The sequence below is a fragment of the Streptomyces tsukubensis genome (assembly GCF_003932715.1).
GTDB lineage: Bacteria > Actinomycetota > Actinomycetes > Streptomycetales > Streptomycetaceae > Streptomyces > Streptomyces tsukubensis.
Genome location: NZ_CP020700.1, coordinates 1769545 through 1790170 on the forward strand (window position 1 = coordinate 1769545; position 20626 = coordinate 1790170).

Here is a 20626-nt window from a genome sequence, read left to right on the forward strand (position 1 = left end):
CTGGTGATGATGCTCCCCCACGGCGAAGTCCGGACTGCGGCCCATGGGCCGGCACCCGCCGGAACGCGGAAGCCCCGGCCGTACCCTGCCAACGGGTACGGCCGGGGCTTCCGGTGGCAGCTCAGTGCGCCGCGGACTCCCAGTCGCCGCCCACGCCCACGGAGACGTCGAGCGGGGCGCTCAGCTCCGCCGCGCCGGACATCTCCCGGCGCACCAGGGCCTCCACGGCCTCGCGCTCGCCGGGGGAGATCTCCAGCACGATTTCGTCGTGGACCTGGAGCAGCAGACGGGACGTCAGTCCGGTCTCCCGCAGCGCGGCGTCCACCCGGAGCATGGCGATCTTCACGATGTCCGCGGCGGTGCCCTGGATGGGGGCGTTCAGCGCCATCCGCTCGGCGGCCTCGCGGCGCTGGCGGTTGTCGCTGGTGAGGTCGGGCAGATAGCGGCGGCGGCCGAACATGGTGGCCGTGTAGCCGGTGGCCCGGGCCTCGTCCACGACATGGTGGAGATAGTCGCGGACGCCGCCGAAGCGCTCGAAGTAGGTGTCCATCAGGGCCCGGGCCTCGCCCGCCTCGATGTTCAGCTGCTGGGAGAGGCCGAAGGCGGAGAGTCCGTACGCCAGGCCGTAGGACATGGCTTTGATCTTGCGGCGCATCTCGGCGTCGACCTCGGAGGTGGCGACGCCGAAGACCTGGGAGGCCACGGTGTTGTGGAGGTCCTCGCCGGAGGTGAAGGCCCGGATGAGGCCCTCGTCCTGCGAGAGATGGGCCATCACGCGCAGTTCGATCTGGCTGTAGTCGGCGGTCATCAGGGACTCGAAGCCCTCACCGACGACGAAGCCGCGGCGGATGGCCCGGCCCTCGTCGGTCCGCACCGGCACGTTCTGGAGGTTGGGATCGGTGGAGGAGAGCCGGCCGGTGGCGGCCACCGTCTGGCTGAAGGTGGTGTGGATCCGGCCGTCGGCGGCGACGGTCTTGATCAGTCCCTCGACGGTGGAGCGGAGCCTGGCCTGCTCCCGGTGGCGGAGCATGATCACGGGCAGTTCGTGATCGGTCTGCCCGGCGAGCCAGGCCAGCGCGTCCGCGTCGGTCGTGTAACCGGTCTTGGTCTTCTTGGTCTTGGGCAGGTTCAGCTCACCGAAGAAGACCTCCTGGAGCTGCTTCGGCGAGCCGAGGTTGAACTCGTGGCCCACGGCGGCGTGCGCCTCCTTGACCGCCTGCTGGACGGCCCCGGCGAACAGCTGCTCCATGGCCTCCAGATGGGCGCGGTCGGCGGCGATGCCGTACCGCTCCATCCGGGCCAGCAGGAGGGAGGTGGGCAGCTCCATGTCATGGAGGAGATCGGCGGCACCCACCTCGGTGAGCCGGGTGCCCAGGGCGTCGCCGAGGTCGAGGACGGCACGGGCCTGGGCCATCAGGGCGTCGGCCTCGGCGTGCTCGTCGGTGCCGAAGGCGAGCTGGCCGTCGGCGGCGGCCGGGGTCAGCTCCCGTCCCAGATATTCGACGGAGAGGGCGTCGAGGGCGAAGGAGCGGCGCCCGGGCTTGACCAGATAGGCCGCGAGGGCGGTGTCCATGGTGATGCCGTCGAGGGGCCAGCCGTGCTCGGGGAAGACCCGCAGGGCCTCCTTGGCCCCGTGCAGCACCTTGGGGCGGGCGGGGTCCCCCGCCCAGTCGGCAAAAGCGCGTTCGTCGGCCTCGTCGAGACGGGTGGGGTCGAACCAGGCGGCCTTGCCGTCGGCGGCGGCCAGGGCGACCTCGGTGACGCTGCCGGTGCCGAGGGACCAGCTCGCGACGGTCGTCATACCGAGCGGCCGGTCGCCGTGGGCGGCGAGCCAGGGGGCCAGTTCACCGGTGGCGAGGACGGAGCCGTCCAGTTCGATACCGGCGGCGGGGGCCGGGGCCTCCTCCTCCGCCGTACCCGGGTCGACCGCCAGCAGCCGCTCGCGCAGGCTCGGATTGCGGATCTCCAGGACTTCGAGGAAGCCCTGGAGCGCCGCACGGTCGTAGGGGGCGCGCTCCAGCTCGGCCACGGCCTTCGGCAGCTCGACGTCCCGGACCAGCTCGGTGAGGTGCCGGTTGAGCTTGACGGCCTCCAGATGGTCCCGCAGGGACTGGCCGACCTTGCCCTTGACCTCGTCGGCCCGCTCGACCAGCTCGGCGAAGGAGCCGTACTGGTTGATCCACTTGGTGGCGGTCTTCTCACCGACGCCCGGGATACCGGGGAGGTTGTCCGACGGGTCGCCGCGCAGCGCGGCGAAGTCGGGGTACTGCGCGGGGGTCAGTCCGTACTTCTCCTGCACCTTCGCGGGGGTGAAGCGGGTCAGCTCGGAGACGCCCTTGGTGGGGTAGAGCACGGTGGTGTGCTCGCTGACCAGCTGGAAGGAGTCCCGGTCGCCGGTGACGATCAGCACCTCGAACCCGGCGGCCTCGGCCCGGGTGGCGAGGGTGGCGATGATGTCGTCGGCCTCGAAGCCGTCGACGGCGAACCGGACCGCGTTCATCGTGTCGAGGAGTTCGCCGATCAGCTCGACCTGGCCCTTGAACTCGTCGGGGGTCGAGGAGCGGTTCGCCTTGTACTCCGGGAAGTCCGCGGAGCGCCAGGTCTTGCGGGACACGTCGAACGCGACGGCGAAGTGCGTGGGCGCCTCGTCGCGCAGCGTGTTCGCCAGCATCGACGCGAAACCGTAGACGGCGTTGGTCGTCTGGCCGCTCGCGGTGGTGAAGTTCTCCGCGGGCAGCGCGAAGAACGCCCGGTACGCCAGGGAGTGCCCGTCCATGAGGAGCAGGCGCGGACGCCCCGCACTGCCGTCCTGGGTGCCGTCGGGGGTCCGGGGGGTCTTCTTCGATGCCGTCTCAGCCACGGAGACGATCCTGCCACGCCCCACTGACAATGACGGCCACGGCGTGCTCGCCGGGCCGCGGCGCCGTCACCGGTCCGTGACAGGATGACACCGGACCGGAACCACCCGGCCGCCGGGCCCCCACCGGGGCGGTGTCCCGGCCCGGCTCCGACGGCGCAGGGTTCCGGCCCCGCCGGAGCCCGCCGTGGAAGGGCCCGGCCCCGACCGAGGGGAGCACGATGGTCACCAAGCCGCCCGCGGACGACCCGGCGCAGGACGCACCCGTGATCGGCCCGCCCGGCCGGGCCGCGGCAGGTCTCCCGGCCGTCGCCCACACGGTGCGGGTCGCCGGGGAGCAGATGGGCGCGGCCCGCTCCCTGCGGACCCTGCTCAAGGTCAATCAGAAGGACGGTTTCGACTGTCCCGGCTGCGCCTGGCCGGAGGAGTCCGGCAAGCGCCACCGCGCGGAGTTCTGCGAGAACGGCGCGAAGGCCGTAGCCGAAGAGGCTACCCTGCGCCGGGTGACGCCGGAGTTCTTCGCGGAGCATCCGGTGACGGAGCTGGCCGGGCGCAGCGGCTACTGGCTGGGGCAGCAGGGCCGGATCACCGAACCGATGTACCTCGCCGAGGGCGCTGATCACTACACGCCGGTGAGCTGGGAGCAGGCCTTCGCCGTCGTCGCGGAGGAGCTGGCCGCGCTCTCCTCCCCCGACGAGGCCGTGTTCTACACCTCGGGGCGGACCAGCAACGAGGCCGCGTTCCTGTTCCAGCTGTTCGTCAGGGAGTTCGGTACGAACAATCTGCCCGACTGCTCGAACATGTGCCACGAGTCGTCGGGTTCGGCGCTGACCGAGACCCTCGGCGTCGGCAAGGGCAGCGTCTCGCTGGAGGATCTCCACCGGGCGGATCTGATCGTGGTCGCCGGGCAGAATCCCGGTACGAACCATCCCCGGATGCTGATCGCGCTGGAGAAGGCGAAGGCGGCGGGCGCGCGGATCATCTCGGTGAACCCGCTGCCGGAGGCGGGTCTCCAGCGGTTCAAGAACCCCCAGAACCCGCTGAGCCTGCTGCGGGGCACCCCGCTGGCCGATCTGTTCCTCCAGATCCGCATCGGCGGCGACCAGGCGCTGTTCCGGCTCCTCAACCGGCTGATCGTCGAGACCGAGGGGGCGGTGGACGAGGAGTTCGTCCGTGAGCACACCCACGGTTTCGAGGAGTTCGCCGCCGCCGCCCGGTCGGCGGACTGGGCCGAGACCCTCACCGCGACCGGTCTGGACCGGGCCGAGATCGAACGGGCGCTGGAGCTGGTGCTGGCGTCGGAGCGGACCGTGGTCTGCTGGGCGATGGGCCTGACCCAGCACAAACATGCCGTGGCCACCATCCGCGAAGTGGTGAACTTCCTGCTGCTGCGGGGTGCGGTGGGCAGGCCGGGCGCCGGGGTGTGTCCGGTGCGGGGGCACTCCAATGTGCAGGGCGACCGGACGATGGGCATCTTCGAACGGCCCGCGCCCGCGTTCCTCGACGCGCTGGAGAAGGAGTTCGGCTTCGCCCCGCCGCGGCACCACGGCTTCGACGTGGTGCGGTCGATCCGGGCGCTGCGGGACGGGGACGCGAAGGTGTTCTTCGCGATGGGCGGCAACTTCGTCGCCGCCTCGCCCGATACGGCGGTGACCGAGGCGGCGCTGCGCCGCGCCCGGCTGACGGTCCAGGTGTCCACCAAGCTCAACCGCTCCCATGTGGTCACCGGCCGGCGGGCGCTGATCCTGCCGACCCTCGGCCGTACGGACCGGGACGTGCAGTCCGGCGGACGACAGTTCGTCACCGTGGAGGACTCGATGGGGATGGTGCACGCCTCGCGGGGCAATCTGCCGCCCGCGAGCCCTTCGCTGCTGTCGGAGCCGGCGATCGTGGCCCGGCTGGCGCGGGCGGTCCTCGGCAGTGGATCGGGGACGCCGTGGGAGGAGTTCGAGCGGGATTACGGCGCGATCCGCGACCGCATCGCGCGGGTGGTCCCCGGTTTCGAGGACTTCAATACGAAGGTGGCCCGCCCGGGTGGTTTCACCCTGCCGCACGCGCCCCGCGACGAGCGCCGCTTCCCGACGGCCACGGGCCGGGCCAATTTCACGGCCGCTCCCGTGGAGTACCCGCGGGTGCCGGAGGGGCGGCTGCTGCTGCAGACCCTGCGCTCCCACGACCAGTACAACACCACGGTGTACGGGCTGGACGACCGCTATCGCGGGGTGCGGGGCGGGCGCCGGGTCGTGCTGGTGCATCCGGAGGACGCCGGCCGGCTGGGGCTTGCGGACGGGGCGTACGTGGATCTGGTGGGCGAGTGGCGGGACGGGGTGGAGCGCCGGGCGCCCGGTTTCCGGGTGGTGCACTATCCGACCGCGCGGGGCTGCGCGGCGGCGTACTACCCGGAGACGAATGTCCTGGTGCCCCTGGACTCGACGGCGGACACCAGTAATACGCCCGCGTCGAAGTCGGTCGTGGTGCGGCTGGAGCCGCGCGACGACTGATGCACCGCGGGCGCTGCGGGGTGTGGTCAACCGCACGCCAGGCGCACTAAGCGCCCGCTCAGGCATCTGATATGACGGTGCATGCAGCAGCAGCCAATGCACTGGAACGACCGAGATCGGAGCCGGACCCATGGGCGAGCACCACACCGCGCAGTTCCCGCAGGACATCGTCGACGAGTACGCGGCGCTGGGGGTGGACCTGCCCGCGCTGTTCTCGGCGGGGCATCTGGGCGACCGGATGGGCGTACGGATCCTGGAGGCCTCGGCGGAGCGGGTCGTGGGCACGATGCCGGTGGAGGGGAACACCCAGCCGTACGGGCTGCTGCACGGCGGGGCGTCCGCGGTGCTGGCGGAGACGCTCGGGTCGGTCGGCGCCATGCTCCACGGCCGCAGCGACCGGATGGCCGTGGGGGTGGACCTCAACTGCACCCACCACCGGGGGGTCCGTTCCGGGCTGGTCACCGGGGTCGCGACGGCCGTCCACCGGGGCAGGTCGACGGCGACGTACGAGATCGTGATCACCGACGAGCAGGAGAAGCGGGTCTGCACGGCCCGGCTGACGTGCATGCTGCGGGACGTCGTCCCCGCGGATGCCGACCGGGTCCCGGAGCGGGGCCGTACCGTCTGACCGTCGCACACCGGGGCGCACCGGGTGATTTCCCGGGCGCCCCACCTCTGCACATTCTGCGCTTTTTACGGTATTTCCCCACGCCCGCCGCCCGGATGCGCGCCCTGCTGGACCCCCGGCGAGGCTCCGTCCCGGGCGCCCCCGCAGCCTCCCCTTCCCCACCCTTCGCGGGCCGCGGGGGCCCCGTCGGGACCGGCGCGGCCGTGGCGGCGCCCGCACTCTCCGTGATCTTCGAAGGCTGCAGCCTCCGCCGCCCTTCGGATGCCCGACACACAGACGTCATACCGCCGTCACCGCCGTCGCCCGATGCCGCCTCCGGCCGCCGACCGATCGTCACCCGCGGGGCGCCCGCGGGAAGGACGGCGGGGGCGCGGCCCGGCGCCACCCCGGTCATGACAGGGACATCTCACCAGTCGTGATGCGTCTACGCGGGTCGATCGCCGCGCCCCGAGGGCCGGCTGACGGACCGCCGCGGGAGCGCCCGCGAACACCCGTACCCCGTCGCGGTGTTCACACCGCCCCCCGCGCCAGGGTGCATGCATATGCCATATAAGAGATCGCGCCCCCGCGGAGAATTTCACTCTCGGTAACCGGCCTCGGCGTCCGAAAAGCGCCCTTCCGCCCCTCACCGACTATCGGACGGTCAGCGGGCCCGGAAAGACGTGATAGTGGGCCTGACAGGACCAAGATTGCCTCAAGGGCCTTAGCGGAACAGGGCGTTCTCACGATGTGGTCACCGACGACCGGGCAGGAACACCTCACCGGGCCCTCATTCGGGCACACCGATATTCGACCTCGATAACAAGAACGTCACATCCTGACTTCCCTAGTGCCCTGCCCAACCCCCTCCCCTTAGAGTCACGGCCAGTTACCGCGCCGCCGGGCGCATATCAGCACCGCGCATTCCCGTTCGGCCCGGCGACCAAACGGCACCTCTAGGGGGAGGGCCGTGCCAGGGAGAGGACATATCGTGCGAAACCGTTCCTTGCTCATACTTACCGCCGTGGTCACGACGGGAGCACTCACCCTCACCGCCTGCGGATCGCGCGATGACGACAAGAAGGGCAGCGACAGCGGCGGTGGCAAGACCACCGTGGTCATCGGCATCGACGCCCCGCTGACCGGCTCGCTCTCCGCGCTCGGCCAGGGCATCAAGAACTCCGTGGACCTCGCGGCCAAGACCGCGAACAAGGAGAACGTGGTCCCGGGCGTCGAGTTCAAGGTCGAGTCCTACGACGACCAGGCGCTGCCCGCCTCCGGCCAGCAGAACGCGATCAAGCTGGTCGCCAACAAGGACGTCCTCGGCGTCGTCGGCCCGCTGAACTCGGGCGTCGCCCAGTCGATGCAGGGTGACTTCGCCAAGGCCAACCTGGCGCAGATCTCGCCCGCCAACACCAACCCGGCCCTGTCCCAGGGCGACAACTGGGGCTCCGGCGACAAGAAGCGTCCGTTCAAGACCTACTTCCGTACCGCCACCACGGACGTCATCCAGGGCAAGTTCGCCGCCCAGTACCTGTTCAACGAGGCGAAGAAGAAGAAGGTCTTCGTCGTCGACGACAAGCAGACCTACGGTGCCGGCCTCGCGGCGATCTTCGCGGACGAGTTCAAGAAGCTCGGCGGCACCGTGGTGGGCACCGACAAGGTCACGGTCAAGGAGACGGACTTCTCCCCCGCGGCCGACAAGATCAAGGCCTCGGGCGCCGACTCGGTCTTCTTCGGCGGTCAGTACCCCGAGGGCGGTCTGCTGGCCGACCAGATCAAGAAGGCCGGCGCCAATGTGCCGACCATGGGCGGCGACGCGCTCTACGACCCGGCGTACATCAAGGCCTCCGGCCAGTCGAACGACGGCGACCTGGCCACCTCCGTCGGCTACCCGATCGAAATGCTGCCGACCGCGAAGAAGTTCATCGACGACTACAAGGCGGGCGGCTACAAGGACCCGTACGCGGCCTACGGCGGCTACTCCTACGACGCCGCCTGGGCCATCATCCAGGCAGTGAAGGCAGTCGTCGCGGAGAACGACGGCAAGGTCCCGAGCGACGCCCGCGCCAAGGTGACCGAGGCGCTCTCCAAGGTCTCCTTCGACGGAGTGACCGGCAAGGTCTCCTTCGACGAGTTCGGTGACACCACGAACAAGCAGCTCACCGTGTACCGGGTGGAGAAGGGCGAGTGGAAGTCCATCAAGAACGCCACTCTCCAGGACTGAGCCGACCGGCCCCCAGCATCTGACCCCAGCCGCGCGAGGGTGCAAACAGCGCCCTCGCGCGGAGTCATATCCGACACGCTCATCGGAGGCTCTGCGGTGAACGAACTGCCGCAACAGCTGGCGAACGGCCTTGCCCTCGGTGCCCTCTACGGCCTCATAGCCATCGGGTACACCATGGTCTACGGCATCGTCCAGCTCATCAACTTCGCCCACGGCGAGATCTTTATGATCGGGGGCTTCGGCGCCCTCACCGCCTATCTGATCCTCCCCGACGGGAGTTCGCTGATCGTCGCGATCCCGGTGATGATCATCGGTGGAGCCATCACGGCGGTCGCCGTCGCGACCGCGGCGGAAAGGTTCGCCTATCGGCCTCTCCGAGGTGCCCCCAGGCTGGCCCCGCTGATCACCGCGATCGGCCTGTCCATCGCCCTCCAGCAGATCGTCTGGGCCTGGTACCCGGACGCCAAGAAGGCCCGCAGCTTCCCCGAGTTCGCGGGCAAGTCCTTCGAGATCACCGAGAATCTGCACCTCCAGCGGGCGGATCTCTTCGTGCTGGTCCTCGCCCCGCTCTGCATGCTCGCGCTCGGGCTGTTCGTCTCCAAGAGCCGCAGCGGCCGCGCCATGCAGGCCACCGCGCAGGACCCGGACACGGCCAAGCTGATGGGCATCAACACCGACCGCATCATCGTGATGGCCTTCGCCATCGGTGCGGGCTTCGCCGCGATCGCGGCCGTCGCCTACGGTCTGGACAAGGGCCAGATCCAGTTCGAGATGGGCTTCATCCTCGGGCTGAAGGCCTTCACGGCCGCTGTCCTCGGCGGTATCGGCAATATCTACGGGGCCATGGTCGGCGGGATCGTCCTCGGCGTCGCGGAGGCACTGTCCATCGCGTACGTCGCCGAGATCCCCGGGATGCAGCAGCTCGGCGGCGGCGCCTGGGCCAACGTCTGGGCCTTCGTCCTTCTCATCCTTGTGCTCCTCGTGCGGCCCCAGGGCCTGCTCGGTGAGCGCGTCGCGGATCGGGCGTGAGAGAGATGACCACACAGACCTCCCCCACCGCCGGCTCCACCGCACCCGCGGACGCCGAGTCCCGCGCCCGGATGCTGCGCACGGTCGTGGCGGCCGGCGGTGTCGCCACCGTCATCAGCACCCTGCTCGCCTGGACCTACACCGACGAGTTCCCCGGCGATCTGACGGTCTACGGCTACCCCGGCGGCCTGCAGATCCTCAGCCTCGTCGCCGGCCTGCTGGTCACCGTGTTCGCGCTGGCCGGTCTGGGCGTCAAGGGCCTCGGCTGGCTGGTGCCCGCCGGTTCGGCCCGGGCCCTGCGCATGCTCGCCCTCGGCGCCTTCGGCACCACCGGTTACACCATCGTCGCCATCGCGTACAAACTCGGCGGACTGGCCAATCTGGAGCCGGGCGGCTTCGTGGCCCTGGTCGTCTCCGCCGTACCGCTGGCCGCCTTCGCGCTCCCCGACGACACCCGTCAGGTCACGCGCCCCAAGGAACTGCCCTCCTGGGCCGAGATCCTGATCATCGTGGGCGTCTTCGCGCTGGGCCTGTACGTGATCACGTACGGCATCGACACCGAGTACGCCGAGCTGTTCACCGGCTATCTGATCCTCGTCGGCTTCGCCATGGCCGGTCTGAACAGGTCCGGTCTGCTGGCCCGGCTGTCGGCCCTGACGGCCCGCTACCGCCAGATCACCGTGATCTCGGCGTTCGCCGCCGCGGCCGCGTTCCCCTTCACCCAGAACACCGACACGTACACCCTGATCGCGGTCAACATCCTGATCTTCGCGACGGTGGCCCTGGGTCTGAACATCGTCGTCGGTCTCGCCGGTCTGCTCGACCTGGGCTACGTCGCCTTCCTCGGCGTCGGCGCGTACACCGCGGCCCTGGTCTCCGGCTCCACGGCCTCGGCGTTCGACATCCACTTCCCGTTCTGGGCCGCCGTCATCACCGGCGGTGTGGTCTCGCTGGTCTTCGGCGTCATCATCGGTGCCCCCACCCTGCGGCTGCGCGGCGACTACCTCGCCATCGTGACCCTGGGCTTCGGCGAGATCTTCCGGATCGCCATGCTCAACCTCGACGGCGACTCCGGCCCCGACATCACCAACGGCCCCAACGGCATCCCGAACATCCCCGATCTGGAGTTCTTCGGGTTCAACTTCGGCGAGCCGCACACCGTCCTCGGCTTCGAGCTGGGCTCCTACGCCAACTACTACCTGCTGATGCTGCTGGTCACCGTGGTCGTGGTGATGGTGTTCAAGCGGGCCGAGGACTCCCGGATGGGCCGGGCCTGGGTCGCCATCCGCGAGGACGAGACCGCGGCGACGGCCATGGGCATCAACGGCTTCCGGGTCAAGCTGATCGCCTTCGCGCTCGGCGCCTTCCTCGCCGGTCTGGCCGGCACCGTCCAGGCCCATGTCCAGCACACCGTCGTCCCGGAGATGTACCAGTTCGCCGGGCCGGTCCCGCCGAACTCGGCCTTCCTGCTGGCCGCGGTGATCCTCGGCGGTATGGGCACGGTCAGCGGTCCGCTGCTGGGCGCCGCGCTGCTGTACATGATCCCGGCGAAGCTCGACTTCCTCGCCGACTACCAGCTCCTCGGCTTCGGCATCGCGCTGATCCTGCTGATGCGCTTCCGGCCGGAGGGCCTGATCGCCAACCGGCGGGCCCAGCTGGAGTACCACGAGGGCGATGACGACCCATCCGACCAGGGCGGCTCCGGCTCGGGTGTCGGCCTCAGCAAGGCGGGGGCGTGACCGTCATGACGACCACCACCACGACCACGGCCGAGACCGTGCTGGACGCCAGCGGTGTCACCATGCGCTTCGGCGGACTGACCGCCGTGCGCTCGGTCGACCTCACCGTCAACTCGGGCGAGATCGTCGGACTGATCGGCCCCAACGGCGCCGGGAAGACGACCTTCTTCAACTGTCTGACGGGGCTGTACGTCCCCACCGAGGGACGGGTGAGCTACAAGGGCACCGTCCTGCCGCCCAAACCGCATCTGGTCACCCAGGCGGGAGTGGCCCGGACCTTCCAGAACATCCGGCTCTTCTCCAATATGACCGTCCTGGAGAACGTCCTCGTCGGCCGGCACACCCGGACCAAGGAGGGCCTGTGGTCCGCGCTGCTCCGCGGCCCCGGCTTCAAGCGGGCCGAGGCCGAGTCCCGCGAACGGGCCATGGAGCTGCTGGAGTTCACCGGTCTCGCGGCGAAGGCCGACCATCTGGCCCGTAACCTCCCCTACGGTGAGCAGCGCAAGCTGGAGATCGCCCGCGCGCTGGCGAGCGACCCCGGGCTGCTGCTGCTCGACGAGCCGACCGCGGGCATGAACCCGCAGGAGACCCGGGCGGCCGAGGATCTGATCTTCGCCATCCGGGACCAGGGCATCGCGGTGCTCGTGATCGAGCACGACATGCGGTTCATCTTCAACCTCTGCGACCGGGTGGCCTGTCTGGTCCAGGGCGAGAAGCTCGTGGAGGGTTCGCCGGAGGTCGTCCAGGGCGACGACCGGGTGGTCGCCGCCTATCTGGGGACGCCCTTCGAGGGCGCGCCCGGTGCCGAGGAGGTGGCCGAAGTGGAGGCGGCGGAGGCCGAGGCCGCCGCGAGCACCCCGGCCGACGCCGTATCCGAGGGCCGCGAGAGCACCACCCGTACCACCGGCCCGGAGAAGGAGACCCCGTGACCGCACTGCTTGAGGTCGAGGACCTCCGGGTCGCCTACGGCAAGATCGAGGCCGTGAAGGGCATCTCCTTCAGCGTCGAGGCCGGTCAGGTCGTCACTCTGATCGGGACCAACGGCGCGGGGAAGACCACGACCCTGCGCACCCTGTCGGGGCTGCTGAAGCCGGCCGGCGGCCGGATCGTCTTCGACGGCAAACCGCTCGACGGCATCCCGGCCCATAAGATCGTGGCGCTGGGGCTGGCCCACTCCCCCGAGGGGCGGCATATCTTCCCCCGGCTGTCGATCGCGGAGAACCTCCAGCTCGGAGCGTTCCTCCGGTCGGACAAGGCGGGCATCGCCCAGGACATCGAGCGGGCCTACGAGCTCTTCCCGATCCTGCGGGAGCGGAGCAAGCAGGCCGCGGGCACCCTGTCCGGCGGTGAGCAGCAGATGCTCGCCATGGGCCGGGCGCTGATGTCGCGGCCGAAGCTGCTGATGCTCGACGAGCCCTCGATGGGACTGTCGCCGATCATGATGCAGAAGATCATGTCGACGATCACCGAACTGCGGTCGCAGGGCACCACGATCCTGCTGGTCGAGCAGAACGCCCAGGCGGCGCTCTCGCTGGCCGACCGCGGTCATGTGATGGAGGTCGGCAAGGTGGTGCTGTCGGGCTCCGGTGAGCAGCTTCTGCACGACGAGTCGGTCCGCAAGGCGTATCTCGGCGAGGACTGATCGCCGCCGGCGGTACGGATCGGCGGGTGAGCCGAAGGGGCGCGTTGCGCCCCGGAGGCGAACCGGGCCGTGGTACGGCGAAGGGCCCGCGTCCCCGAGGGGATGCGGGCCCTTCGCCGTGGGGTGGGCCGGTCGGTGCCGGGGACCGGGCCGGGTGCCGGGCGGGTGCGCCGGAACCGTACCGCCGCTACTGTCCCTTCGCGGCCTTCTTCTCTTCGGAGTCCGCGATGACCGCCTCGGCAACCTGCTGCATCGAGAGCCGCCGGTCCATGGAGGTCTTCTGGATCCAGCGGAAGGCGGCGGGCTCGTTGAGTCCGTACTCGGTCTGGAGCACGCTCTTGGCGCGGTCGACGACCTTACGGGTCTCCAGCCGCTGGGAGAGGTCGGCGACCTCCTTCTCCAGCGCCTTCAGTTCGGCGAAGCGGGAGACCGCCATCTCGATGGCGGGCACCACGTCGCTCTTGCTGAACGGCTTGACGAGATAGGCCATCGCCCCGGCGTCGCGGGCGCGTTCGACCAGTTCGCGCTGGGAGAAGGCGGTCAGCATCAGCACGGGGGCGATGGATTCGCCGGCGATCTTCTCGGCGGCGGAGATGCCGTCGAGTACGGGCATCTTCACATCGAGGATGACGAGGTCCGGGCGGTGCTCACGGGCCAGGTCGACGGCCTTCTGGCCGTCTCCGGCCTCACCCACGACCGTGTAGCCCTCCTCCTCCAGCATCTCTTTGAGGTCGAGCCGGATGAGGGCCTCGTCCTCCGCGATGACCACGCGGGTGGTCTGCGGCGGGACGTGCGACGTGTCGTCTTCGGGGACGGAGGTCGGCTGGTCGGGGGCGGTCACGGGACTCCTCATTCCAAGGCAGGCTACTCCCCACGAGACTACCCAGCTCCTGTATGGTTGGGGCACGAAGGGGGCTAGCTTCCCTTTGTTTCCAAGGATGCCCCGGTAGCCCAGCGGTAGAGGCAATGGTCTCAAACACCATCCAGCGTGGGTTCGAATCCCACCCGGGGTACTTTAACTTTGATTCCAAGGTCACGTATCGGGCCCCTCTTCGGAGGGGCCCGAGGCGTTTCCGGGGGCGTCCGGCGGGCGCCCCCGGGGCCGGTCAGACGGTCTCGGACTCACCGATCCGGTGCACCCGGACCAGGTTGGTGGAGCCGGACACCCCGGGCGGGGACCCCGCCGTGATCACCACGGTGTCGCCGGGCCGGCAGCGGCCGATCTTCAGCAGCTCCTCGTCGACCTGGGCCACCATCGCGTCGGTGGAGTCGACCTGCGGTCCGAGGAAGGTCTCCACCCCCCAGGTCAGGTTGAGCTGGGAGCGGGTCGCCGGGTCGGGCGTGAAGGCGAGCAGCGGGATCGGTGAGCGGTAGCGCGACAACCGGCGGGCGGTGTCTCCGGACTGGGTGAACGCGACCAGGAACTTCGCTCCGAGGAAGTCGCCCGTCTCGGCCGCCGCGCGGGCCACCGCACCGCCCTGGGTCCGGGGCTTGTTCCGCTCGGTCAGCGGGGGCAGGCCCTGGGCGAGGACGTCTTCCTCGGCCGCCGCGACGATACGGCTCATCGTACGGACCGTCTCCACCGCGTACTTGCCGACGCTGGTCTCGCCGGACAGCATCACGGCGTCCGTGCCGTCGATGACGGCGTTGGCCACATCGGAGGCCTCGGCGCGGGTGGGCCGGGAGTTGTCGATCATCGAGTCCAGCATCTGGGTGGCGACGATCACCGGCTTGGCGTTCCGCTTTGCCAGTTTGACCGCGCGCTTCTGGACGATCGGGACCTGCTCCAGGGGCATTTCCACACCCAGGTCGCCGCGGGCCACCATGATGCCGTCGAAGGCGGCCACGATCTCCTCGATGTTCTCGACCGCCTGCGGCTTCTCGACCTTGGCGATCACCGGAAGGCGGCGGCCCTCCTCGTCCATGATGCGGTGGACGTCCTCGATGTCCCGGCCGCTGCGGACGAACGACAGGGCGATCACATCGGCTCCGGTGCGCAGCGCCCAGCGCAGGTCGTCGATGTCCTTCCCGGAGAGCGCGGGCACGGAGACCGCGACCCCGGGGAGGTTGAGCCCCTTGTTGTCGGAGACCATGCCGCCCTCGACGACGGTGGTGCGGACATGCGGGCCGTCGACGGAGGTGACCTCCAGGGCGACCTTGCCGTCGTCGACGAGGATGCGCTCGCCGGGGGTGACGTCGCCGGCCAGTCCGGAGTAGGTGGTGCCGCAGAGATGGCGGTCGCCCTCGGTCTCCTCGACGGTGATGGTGAACAGATCGCCGCGTTCGAGCAGTACGGGTCCCTCACGGAACCGGCCGAGACGGATCTTCGGCCCCTGGAGGTCGACCAGGACCCCGACGCTGCGCCCGGTCTCGTCGGACGCCTTGCGGACGTGGCGGTAACGCTCCTCGTGCTCGGCGTACGAACCGTGGCTGAGGTTGAGGCGGGCCACATCCATTCCGGCCTCGACCAGGGCCTTGATCCCCTCGTAGGAATCGGTCGCTGGGCCCAGGGTACAAACGATCTTTGCTCGGCGCATGGGCCCGACCCTACGCCGTACCGATGGGTAGCGACGGACGTCCGGATGACTCCTCAACAACTTCTGCGTTAAAGGGTATTGACAGTAGGAGAAGTGTGCGAGGGGCTGCTCCGATGAGCGGTCGGCGGGGGCTCGCGGCGGCCGGGCAGCGGTCGGCTAGAGGGCGGGCGGGGTGATCACGAACCGGGCGTTCACCTGGGCGTGGACGGTCTGGCGACGGGGTTCGAGGTCCAGTTCGGGGGCGGCCTCCGCGAGCGCGTACCCCGCACCGCCGGAGCGGCCCGCGGAGGCGATGGAGACGTCGTACGGATGCACCGAGCCCGCTCCCTCGTCGGCCAGCTCGACCAGGGCGACCGGCCGCGCGTCGAGCGCCTCGGCGTACTCCCGGGCCCGCTTGACCGCTTCCAGTACCGCCTGCCGCCGGGCCGCGCCGTGCGCGGGGGAATCCGGCCGCAGCTCCCACCAGAGGCCGCTGACGGCGGTCAGCTCCAGATCGCCGAGCCGGCCGGTCAGCTCCCCGAGAACGGTGAAGTCGGCCACAACGGCGTTGATGTGCACGACACCGTGGTACGTCCTGACCCCGTCGCCCCGGCCCCGCCGGGACAGCTCGGGGGTGATGGAGAGCATCCCGGTCTCCAGCTTCTCCACCGACTCCCCGTAGGACCGCAGCAGGTCCAGTGCGGCCTGGTTGCGCCGGGTCAGATCGTCCAGGGCACCGCGCCGGTCGGCGCCGCGGGCCCTGACCACGACGGTGATCCGGGCGATCTCGGGATCGACCTCCAGCCGGGCCTCGCCGCAGACGGCGACCCGGGGGGTCTGAGGGGTGCCGTACGGCTGGAACGGTACGGGGGACACCTCGGTCATGGGGCGGGCTCCTTCGGTACGGCGCGCGGGGGCGCGCTCCGGACGGCGTGCTCCCAACTCTCCCATCCGGCCCGGGAAACCGCCGCCCGCGGAAAGGGAAGGGGCGCGTGCGGGGTCGGACGGGGTCAGATCTGGGCCAGGGGCGTCAGCCGCCGGTCCTGTCCGGGGATCCGGGGCGCATCGCGCGGTTCCAGGCCGAAGCCGGTGAACGCGGTCCGGTGCGGCAGCCGGTAGGGCTCGCGGCCGGTGAGGGTGTTGAGGATGCTCGCGCTGCGCCAGGCGGCCGGTCCGGGTCCCGCCGCGTCGGCGCTCTGCACGAACACGGTCCCGGTCACCGACGGGTCGAGGAGCAGCCGGAAGTCCTCGTCGATCCGGGGCCGGCCCGCGGCGTCCCGCCGCAGATAGGGGTCGAGCCCGGTCAGCACCCGGGCGAGGGGCCGCTCCCGGTAGCCGGTGGCGAGGACGACGGCGTCGGTGGTGAGCCGGGAGCGGGTGCCCTGCTGGACGTGTTCCAGATGGAGTTCGACGCGGGTGGTGGCGACCCGGCCCGCGGTGCGGACCCGGACACCGGGGGTGAGCACGGCGTCCGGCCAGCCGCCGTGCAGGGAGCGGCGGTACAGCTCGTCGTGGACGGCGGCCAGGGTGGCCGCGTCGATGCCCTGGTGCCGCTGCCGCCTGCGGGGTGCCGGTCCGTCGCGGACGTCCTGGGGCAGGGCGTGGAAGTAGCGGGTGTAGTCGGGGGTGAGGTGTTCGAGGCCGAGTCCGGAGTGCTCTCTCGGTGCGAAGGCCTCGGTCCTGGTGATCCAGTGGAGCCCTTCCCGGCCCTCGGGGCGGGTTCTGAGCAGGTCGAGGAAGACCTCGGCGCCGGACTGTCCCGAGCCGACGACCGTGATGTGTCCGGCGGCGAGGAGCGTGTCGCGGTGGCGGAGGTAGTCGGCGGAGTGGACGACGGGGACGGTCGGGGTGTCGGCGAGCGGGCGCAGCGTTTCGGGGACGTACGGTTCGGTGCCGATGCCGACGGCCACGGAGCGGGCGCGGGTACGGCCGGGGGCGGTGGTCTGCCCGTCGGCGCCGGTCCGGGTGAAGTCGATCTCGAAGAGTTGGTGTTCGGGGTTCCAGCGGACGGCGTCGACCTGGTGGCCGAAGTGGAGACCGGGCAGCGCTTCGGCGACCCAGCGGCAGTAGGCGTCGTACTCGGCGCGGTCGATGCGGAACCGCTCCGCCGCGCAGAAGGGGAAGAGCCGGTCGCGGGAGCGGAGGAAGCGGAGGAAGCTCCACGGGCTGGCCGGGTCGGCAAGGGTGACCAGATCGGCGAGGAACGGCACCCGGAGCGCGGCGTCCTCGACGGGCGGCCCGCCGGGCCGGCCGAAGTGGGGTCTCTGCTCGTAGAAGGCGGTGTCCAGACCGCCGGGTACGCCGTCGGCGAGAGCCGCGAGGGAGAGGTTGGCGGGGCCGATGCCGATGCCCACGAGGTCGAGTGCGCCTGGCTGGTCGGGTGCGGGCGTGCCGGTCATCGGGGCCTGCCTTCCACGAGGGCGATCGGTGCGGTCCGATCGCGCGGAGTGCCGCGGAGGTCGAGGAAGGGGTCCTGGGCCGGGGCCGTCCCCCGGCGCGTCCGGCCGCTCCGGCTCGTACGGCACGGCCGTGGCGCTGCTCCTCGGGCCCGTCGGCGGTGCCCCCGGGCCGGGGGCACCGCCGTGCTCAACGACGGGGAGGCCGACTGGTTGCCGGGGCGCACGGCAGCGCCTTGCGGCGCAGTGCCGGGGTGGCACCCGGCCCCGGGTCCGGAAGCGCGGCTCGGGGCCCCGGCCCGGGGGGCGGACCGCGGCCCGGGGCAACTCGCCCCGGGGCCGGACCGCAGCCAGGGAGGGCCACCCGGCCCGGGCCCGATCGCGGACCGGAAGGACCACCCCGCCCGGGCCCGATCACGGACCGGAAGGACCACCCCGCCCGGGCCCGATCGCGGACCGGAAGGACCACCCCGCCCGGGCCCGATCGCGGACCGGAAGGACCACCCCGCCCGGGCCCGATCGCGGATCGGGGTCAGACCGCGGCTCCCTCCGTGGCGGCGCGGACCGTCAGCGCACGGCCGAGGTCGTCGAGCCGGTCGGCAAGGCCTCGGCGGAGAGCCGGGGTCACCTCAGGATCGGCGAGTGCGGCCTCGCCGAGGGCGAGGGTCTCCCCGGACACGGCGTGCGCGGGGAAGGCGTGGCGTCCCGCGGCGGCGGCCAGGGCGGGGCCGCGGCGGGCGGCCAGCCCGATGACGTCGGTGAAGAAGCGGGGGACGTACTCCCGTACCAGCGCGTCCTGCTCCGGGTGCCAGAAGCCCTGGGCGACCGCGGTGAACAGGTAGTTCGAGAGGGTGTCGGAGCCGAAGAGGAGGTCCCAGGCGGCGGCCTTGGCCTCGGCGGTCGGCAGAGCGGCGCGGCAGCGGGCGGCGCCCTCCCGGCCGGTGGCTCCGGGGTCGGCGGCCAGTTCGGCCGCGATCGCCGTGTCGTCGACGGCGCCGAGTACGGCGAGCCGGTGCAGGATCCGCCAGCGCAGTTCGGGGTCCAGTTCGGGGCCGCCGGTGACGGAGTCGTCGCTCAGCCATTCCCGGATGGTCTCGGGCTGGGAGGTGGCGTCGATGATCTGCCGGACGGCGATCAGGCGGAGTCCGGCGGCGCTGCCGTCCTCGGTGCGGCGGAGGATGTCGCGGCAGACCGCCCGGATCGTGGCGAGCGCGGCGGGCCGTTCGGCCTCGGGCAGCAGCCGGTCGGCGATCTCCGTACGGCAGAAGGCGAGGACGCTCTGGACGACGGCGAGGTCGCTCTCGCGCGGCAGATGGGCGCGGGCGGTCTCCAGATAGGCGGCGGGCGCCAGCTCTCCGTCGCGGACCATGTCGCGGGCGGCGTTCCAGACGACGGCGCGGGTCAGCGGGGAGGGCAGACAGGACAGCGAGGTCCGGACGGTCTCCCAGGAGACGGAGTCGAAGCGGACCTTGGCGTAGGTGGTGTCGTTCTCGTTGAGGACGACGAGGGAGGGCCGGCGGCCGGTCCTGGGCCCGTCGGGGGTGTCGCCCGCGGGGACGTCGGTGTCGAAGCGGTCGCGGAGGACGAGCCGGGCCGGGTCGACGGGGTCGGTGTCGTACGCGGCGACCGCGACGCGGTGGGGGCGGCTGCCGTCGCGGGTGATGCCCAGGGTCCAGCTGCCGCTCTCGTCGGTGACGGCGGGCCGTAGGGTGTCGACGCCGCTGGTGCGCAGCCAGGATTCGGCCCAGGCGTGCACGTCGCGCTCGGTGGCGCGGGCGAGGGAGTCGATGAAGTCGGCGAGGGTGGCGTTGCCGAAGCGGTGCCGGGCGAAGTGGAGGTTGATCCCGGCGAGGAAGTCCTTCTCGCCCATCCAGGCCACGAGCTGGCGCAGGGCGGAGGCGCCCTTGGCGTAGGAGATGCCGTCGAAGTTGAGCAGCGCGGAGGCGGTGTCGGGGACGGCCTCGGCGTCGGGGGCGACGGGGTGGGTGGTGGGCCGCTGGTCGGCCTCGTACCCCCAGCGCTTGCGGTTGGCCGCGAAGTCGGTCCAGGTGTCGGTGAAGCGGGTGGCTTCGGTGAGGGTCTGGTAGCCCATGTACTCGGCGAAGGACTCGTTGAGCCAGATGTCGTCCCACCAGGTGAGGGTCACCAGGTCGCCGAACCACATATGCGCCATCTCATGGGCGACGACCATGGCCCGGGTCTGCCGCTCGGTGTCGGTGACGGCGGAGCGGAAGACGAACTCGTCGCGGAAGGTGACCAGACCGGGGTTCTCCATCGCGCCCGCGTTGAACTCGGGGACGAAGGCCTGGTCGTACGAGTCGAAGGGGTACGGCTCCTCGAACTTCTCGTGGTAGCGGTCGTAGCACTGGCGCGTGATCTCGAAGAGTTCGTCGGTGTCGGTGTCGAGGTGCTCGGCGAGGGAGCGGCGGCAGTGCAGGCCGAAGGGGAGACCGGCGTGCTCGGTGCGTACCGAGTGCCAGGGTCCGGCGGCGACGGCGACGAGGTAGGTGGAGATCGGCGGGGTGGGGGTGCAGGTCCAGACGCCGTCGCCCTGGTGGGTGGCGATGCCGTTGCCGAGGACGGTCCAGCGTTCGGGGGCGGTGACGGTCACCTCGAACACGGCCTTGAGGTCGGGCTGGTCGAAGGCGGCGAAGACGCGCTGGACGTCGTCCATGAAGAGCTGGGTGTAGACGTACGTCTCGCCGTCACCGGGGTCGGTGAAGCGGTGCATGCCCTCGCCGGTGCGGGAGTAGCGCATATCGGCCTCGACGGCCAGCTCGTGCTCTCCGGCGGCGAGTCCGGGCAGCGGATAGCGGTTGCCGTCGAGGGCCGTCGGGTCGAGCGGCTCCCCGTCGAGGGTGATGGAGCGCAGGGCGGCCGGCTTCAGCTCGACGAAGGTGTCCCCGGCGGTCCTGGTGGTGAACCGTATGACGGTCCGCGACCCGAAGAGCTCCTCCTCCGCGGTGCCCGCCGTGCCCCCGCCGCCCGTTCCCGGCTCCTGTCCGGTGCCGGGTGCGGCGGCACGCGCGGTCAGGTCGAGACCGATCGTGTAGTGGTGGACATCGAGGAGGCGGGCTCGGTTCCGGGCTTCGTCACGCGTCAGTACGGGCAT

Annotated in this window: 13 protein-coding genes and 1 tRNA gene; 8 read left to right on the forward strand and 6 right to left on the reverse strand. The window is 70.9% G+C overall.

What is annotated here, in order from left to right:
* Positions 1 to 121 precede the first annotated feature (121 nt).
* Complete coding sequence (gene polA / locus B7R87_RS06430) at positions 122 to 2860, reverse strand: DNA polymerase I (RefSeq protein WP_006349889.1); 2739 nt, start codon at positions 2858 to 2860, stop codon at positions 122 to 124.
* 218 nt (positions 2861 to 3078) lie between these two features.
* On the opposite strand from polA, the gene B7R87_RS06435 reads away from it, so the two are divergent.
* The 7 genes from B7R87_RS06435 to B7R87_RS06465 all read left to right on the forward strand — a co-directional run bounded on the left by B7R87_RS06435 (position 3079) and on the right by B7R87_RS06465 (position 12602).
* Positions 3079 to 5358: an FdhF/YdeP family oxidoreductase gene (locus B7R87_RS06435; protein ID WP_006349888.1), complete on the forward strand. Its 2280-nt coding sequence runs from the start codon at positions 3079 to 3081 to the stop codon at positions 5356 to 5358.
* Positions 5359 to 5488: 130 nt separating this feature from the next.
* Positions 5489 to 5986, forward strand: a complete 498-nt coding sequence (locus tag B7R87_RS06440; protein WP_006349887.1) for a PaaI family thioesterase — start codon at positions 5489 to 5491, stop codon at positions 5984 to 5986.
* Between the two features lie 970 nt (positions 5987 to 6956).
* Positions 6957 to 8192 carry a branched-chain amino acid ABC transporter substrate-binding protein gene (locus B7R87_RS06445; protein WP_040916612.1) on the forward strand — a complete coding sequence of 412 codons (1236 nt, stop codon included), beginning with the start codon at positions 6957 to 6959 and terminating at the stop codon, positions 8190 to 8192.
* 96 nt (positions 8193 to 8288) lie between these two features.
* Entirely contained in the window at positions 8289 to 9221 is a 933-nt protein-coding gene (locus B7R87_RS06450; protein ID WP_006349885.1) for a branched-chain amino acid ABC transporter permease, read from the forward strand.
* 5 nt (positions 9222 to 9226) lie between these two features.
* Positions 9227 to 10960: a branched-chain amino acid ABC transporter permease gene (locus B7R87_RS06455; RefSeq protein ID WP_006349884.1), complete on the forward strand. Its 1734-nt coding sequence runs from the start codon at positions 9227 to 9229 to the stop codon at positions 10958 to 10960.
* A 5-nt stretch (positions 10961 to 10965) separates the two neighbouring features.
* Positions 10966 to 11889: an ABC transporter ATP-binding protein gene (locus B7R87_RS06460; RefSeq protein WP_040916614.1), complete on the forward strand. Its 924-nt coding sequence runs from the start codon at positions 10966 to 10968 to the stop codon at positions 11887 to 11889.
* Positions 11886 to 12602 carry an ABC transporter ATP-binding protein gene (locus B7R87_RS06465; RefSeq protein WP_006349882.1) on the forward strand — a complete coding sequence of 239 codons (717 nt, stop codon included), beginning with the start codon at positions 11886 to 11888 and terminating at the stop codon, positions 12600 to 12602. Before B7R87_RS06460 ends, B7R87_RS06465 begins: the two co-directional genes overlap by 4 nt.
* A 187-nt stretch (positions 12603 to 12789) precedes the next feature.
* Here the strand turns inward: B7R87_RS06465 and B7R87_RS06470 are convergent, their stop codons facing one another.
* The gene (locus tag B7R87_RS06470; protein ID WP_006349881.1) at positions 12790 to 13443 is read right to left on the reverse strand and encodes an ANTAR domain-containing response regulator; all 654 of its coding nucleotides are present in this window, start codon (positions 13441 to 13443) and stop codon (positions 12790 to 12792) included.
* 99 nt (positions 13444 to 13542) lie between these two features.
* Between B7R87_RS06470 and B7R87_RS06475 the strand changes: the two genes are divergently transcribed.
* A tRNA-Leu gene (locus B7R87_RS06475) sits at positions 13543 to 13615 on the forward strand.
* Positions 13616 to 13708: 93 nt separating this feature from the next.
* Here B7R87_RS06475 and pyk read toward each other — a convergent pair.
* The 4 genes from pyk to pepN all read right to left on the reverse strand — a co-directional run bounded on the left by pyk (position 13709) and on the right by pepN (position 20626).
* Positions 13709 to 15139, reverse strand: a complete 1431-nt coding sequence (gene pyk / locus B7R87_RS06480) for a pyruvate kinase (protein WP_006349880.1) — start codon at positions 15137 to 15139, stop codon at positions 13709 to 13711.
* A gap of 156 nt (positions 15140 to 15295) precedes the next feature.
* The gene (locus tag B7R87_RS06485; protein ID WP_006349879.1) at positions 15296 to 16003 is read right to left on the reverse strand and encodes an SIMPL domain-containing protein; all 708 of its coding nucleotides are present in this window, start codon (positions 16001 to 16003) and stop codon (positions 15296 to 15298) included.
* Positions 16004 to 16128: 125 nt separating this feature from the next.
* Complete coding sequence (locus B7R87_RS06490; protein WP_006349878.1) at positions 16129 to 17517, reverse strand: lysine N(6)-hydroxylase/L-ornithine N(5)-oxygenase family protein; 1389 nt, start codon at positions 17515 to 17517, stop codon at positions 16129 to 16131.
* 529 nt (positions 17518 to 18046) lie between these two features.
* Positions 18047 to 20626, reverse strand: a complete 2580-nt coding sequence (pepN, locus tag B7R87_RS06495; RefSeq protein ID WP_130584542.1) for an aminopeptidase N — start codon at positions 20624 to 20626, stop codon at positions 18047 to 18049.

Excerpts from the sequence above, each read along its gene's own strand:
- pepN (WP_130584542.1), bottom strand. The coding sequence starts at position 20,626 with ATGCCCGTACTGACGCGTGACGAAGCCCGGAACCGAGCCCGCCTCCTC.
- B7R87_RS06460 (WP_040916614.1), top strand. The coding sequence starts at position 10,966 with ATGACGACCACCACCACGACCACGGCCGAGACCGTGCTGGACGCCAGC.
- B7R87_RS06455 (WP_006349884.1), top strand. The coding sequence starts at position 9,227 with ATGACCACACAGACCTCCCCCACCGCCGGCTCCACCGCACCCGCGGAC.
- B7R87_RS06435 (WP_006349888.1), top strand. The coding sequence starts at position 3,079 with ATGGTCACCAAGCCGCCCGCGGACGACCCGGCGCAGGACGCACCCGTG.
- B7R87_RS06490 (WP_006349878.1), bottom strand. The coding sequence starts at position 17,517 with ATGACCGGCACGCCCGCACCCGACCAGCCAGGCGCACTCGACCTCGTG.
- B7R87_RS06440 (WP_006349887.1), top strand. The coding sequence starts at position 5,489 with ATGGGCGAGCACCACACCGCGCAGTTCCCGCAGGACATCGTCGACGAG.
- B7R87_RS06485 (WP_006349879.1), bottom strand. The coding sequence starts at position 16,003 with ATGACCGAGGTGTCCCCCGTACCGTTCCAGCCGTACGGCACCCCTCAG.
- pyk (WP_006349880.1), bottom strand. The coding sequence starts at position 15,139 with ATGCGCCGAGCAAAGATCGTTTGTACCCTGGGCCCAGCGACCGATTCC.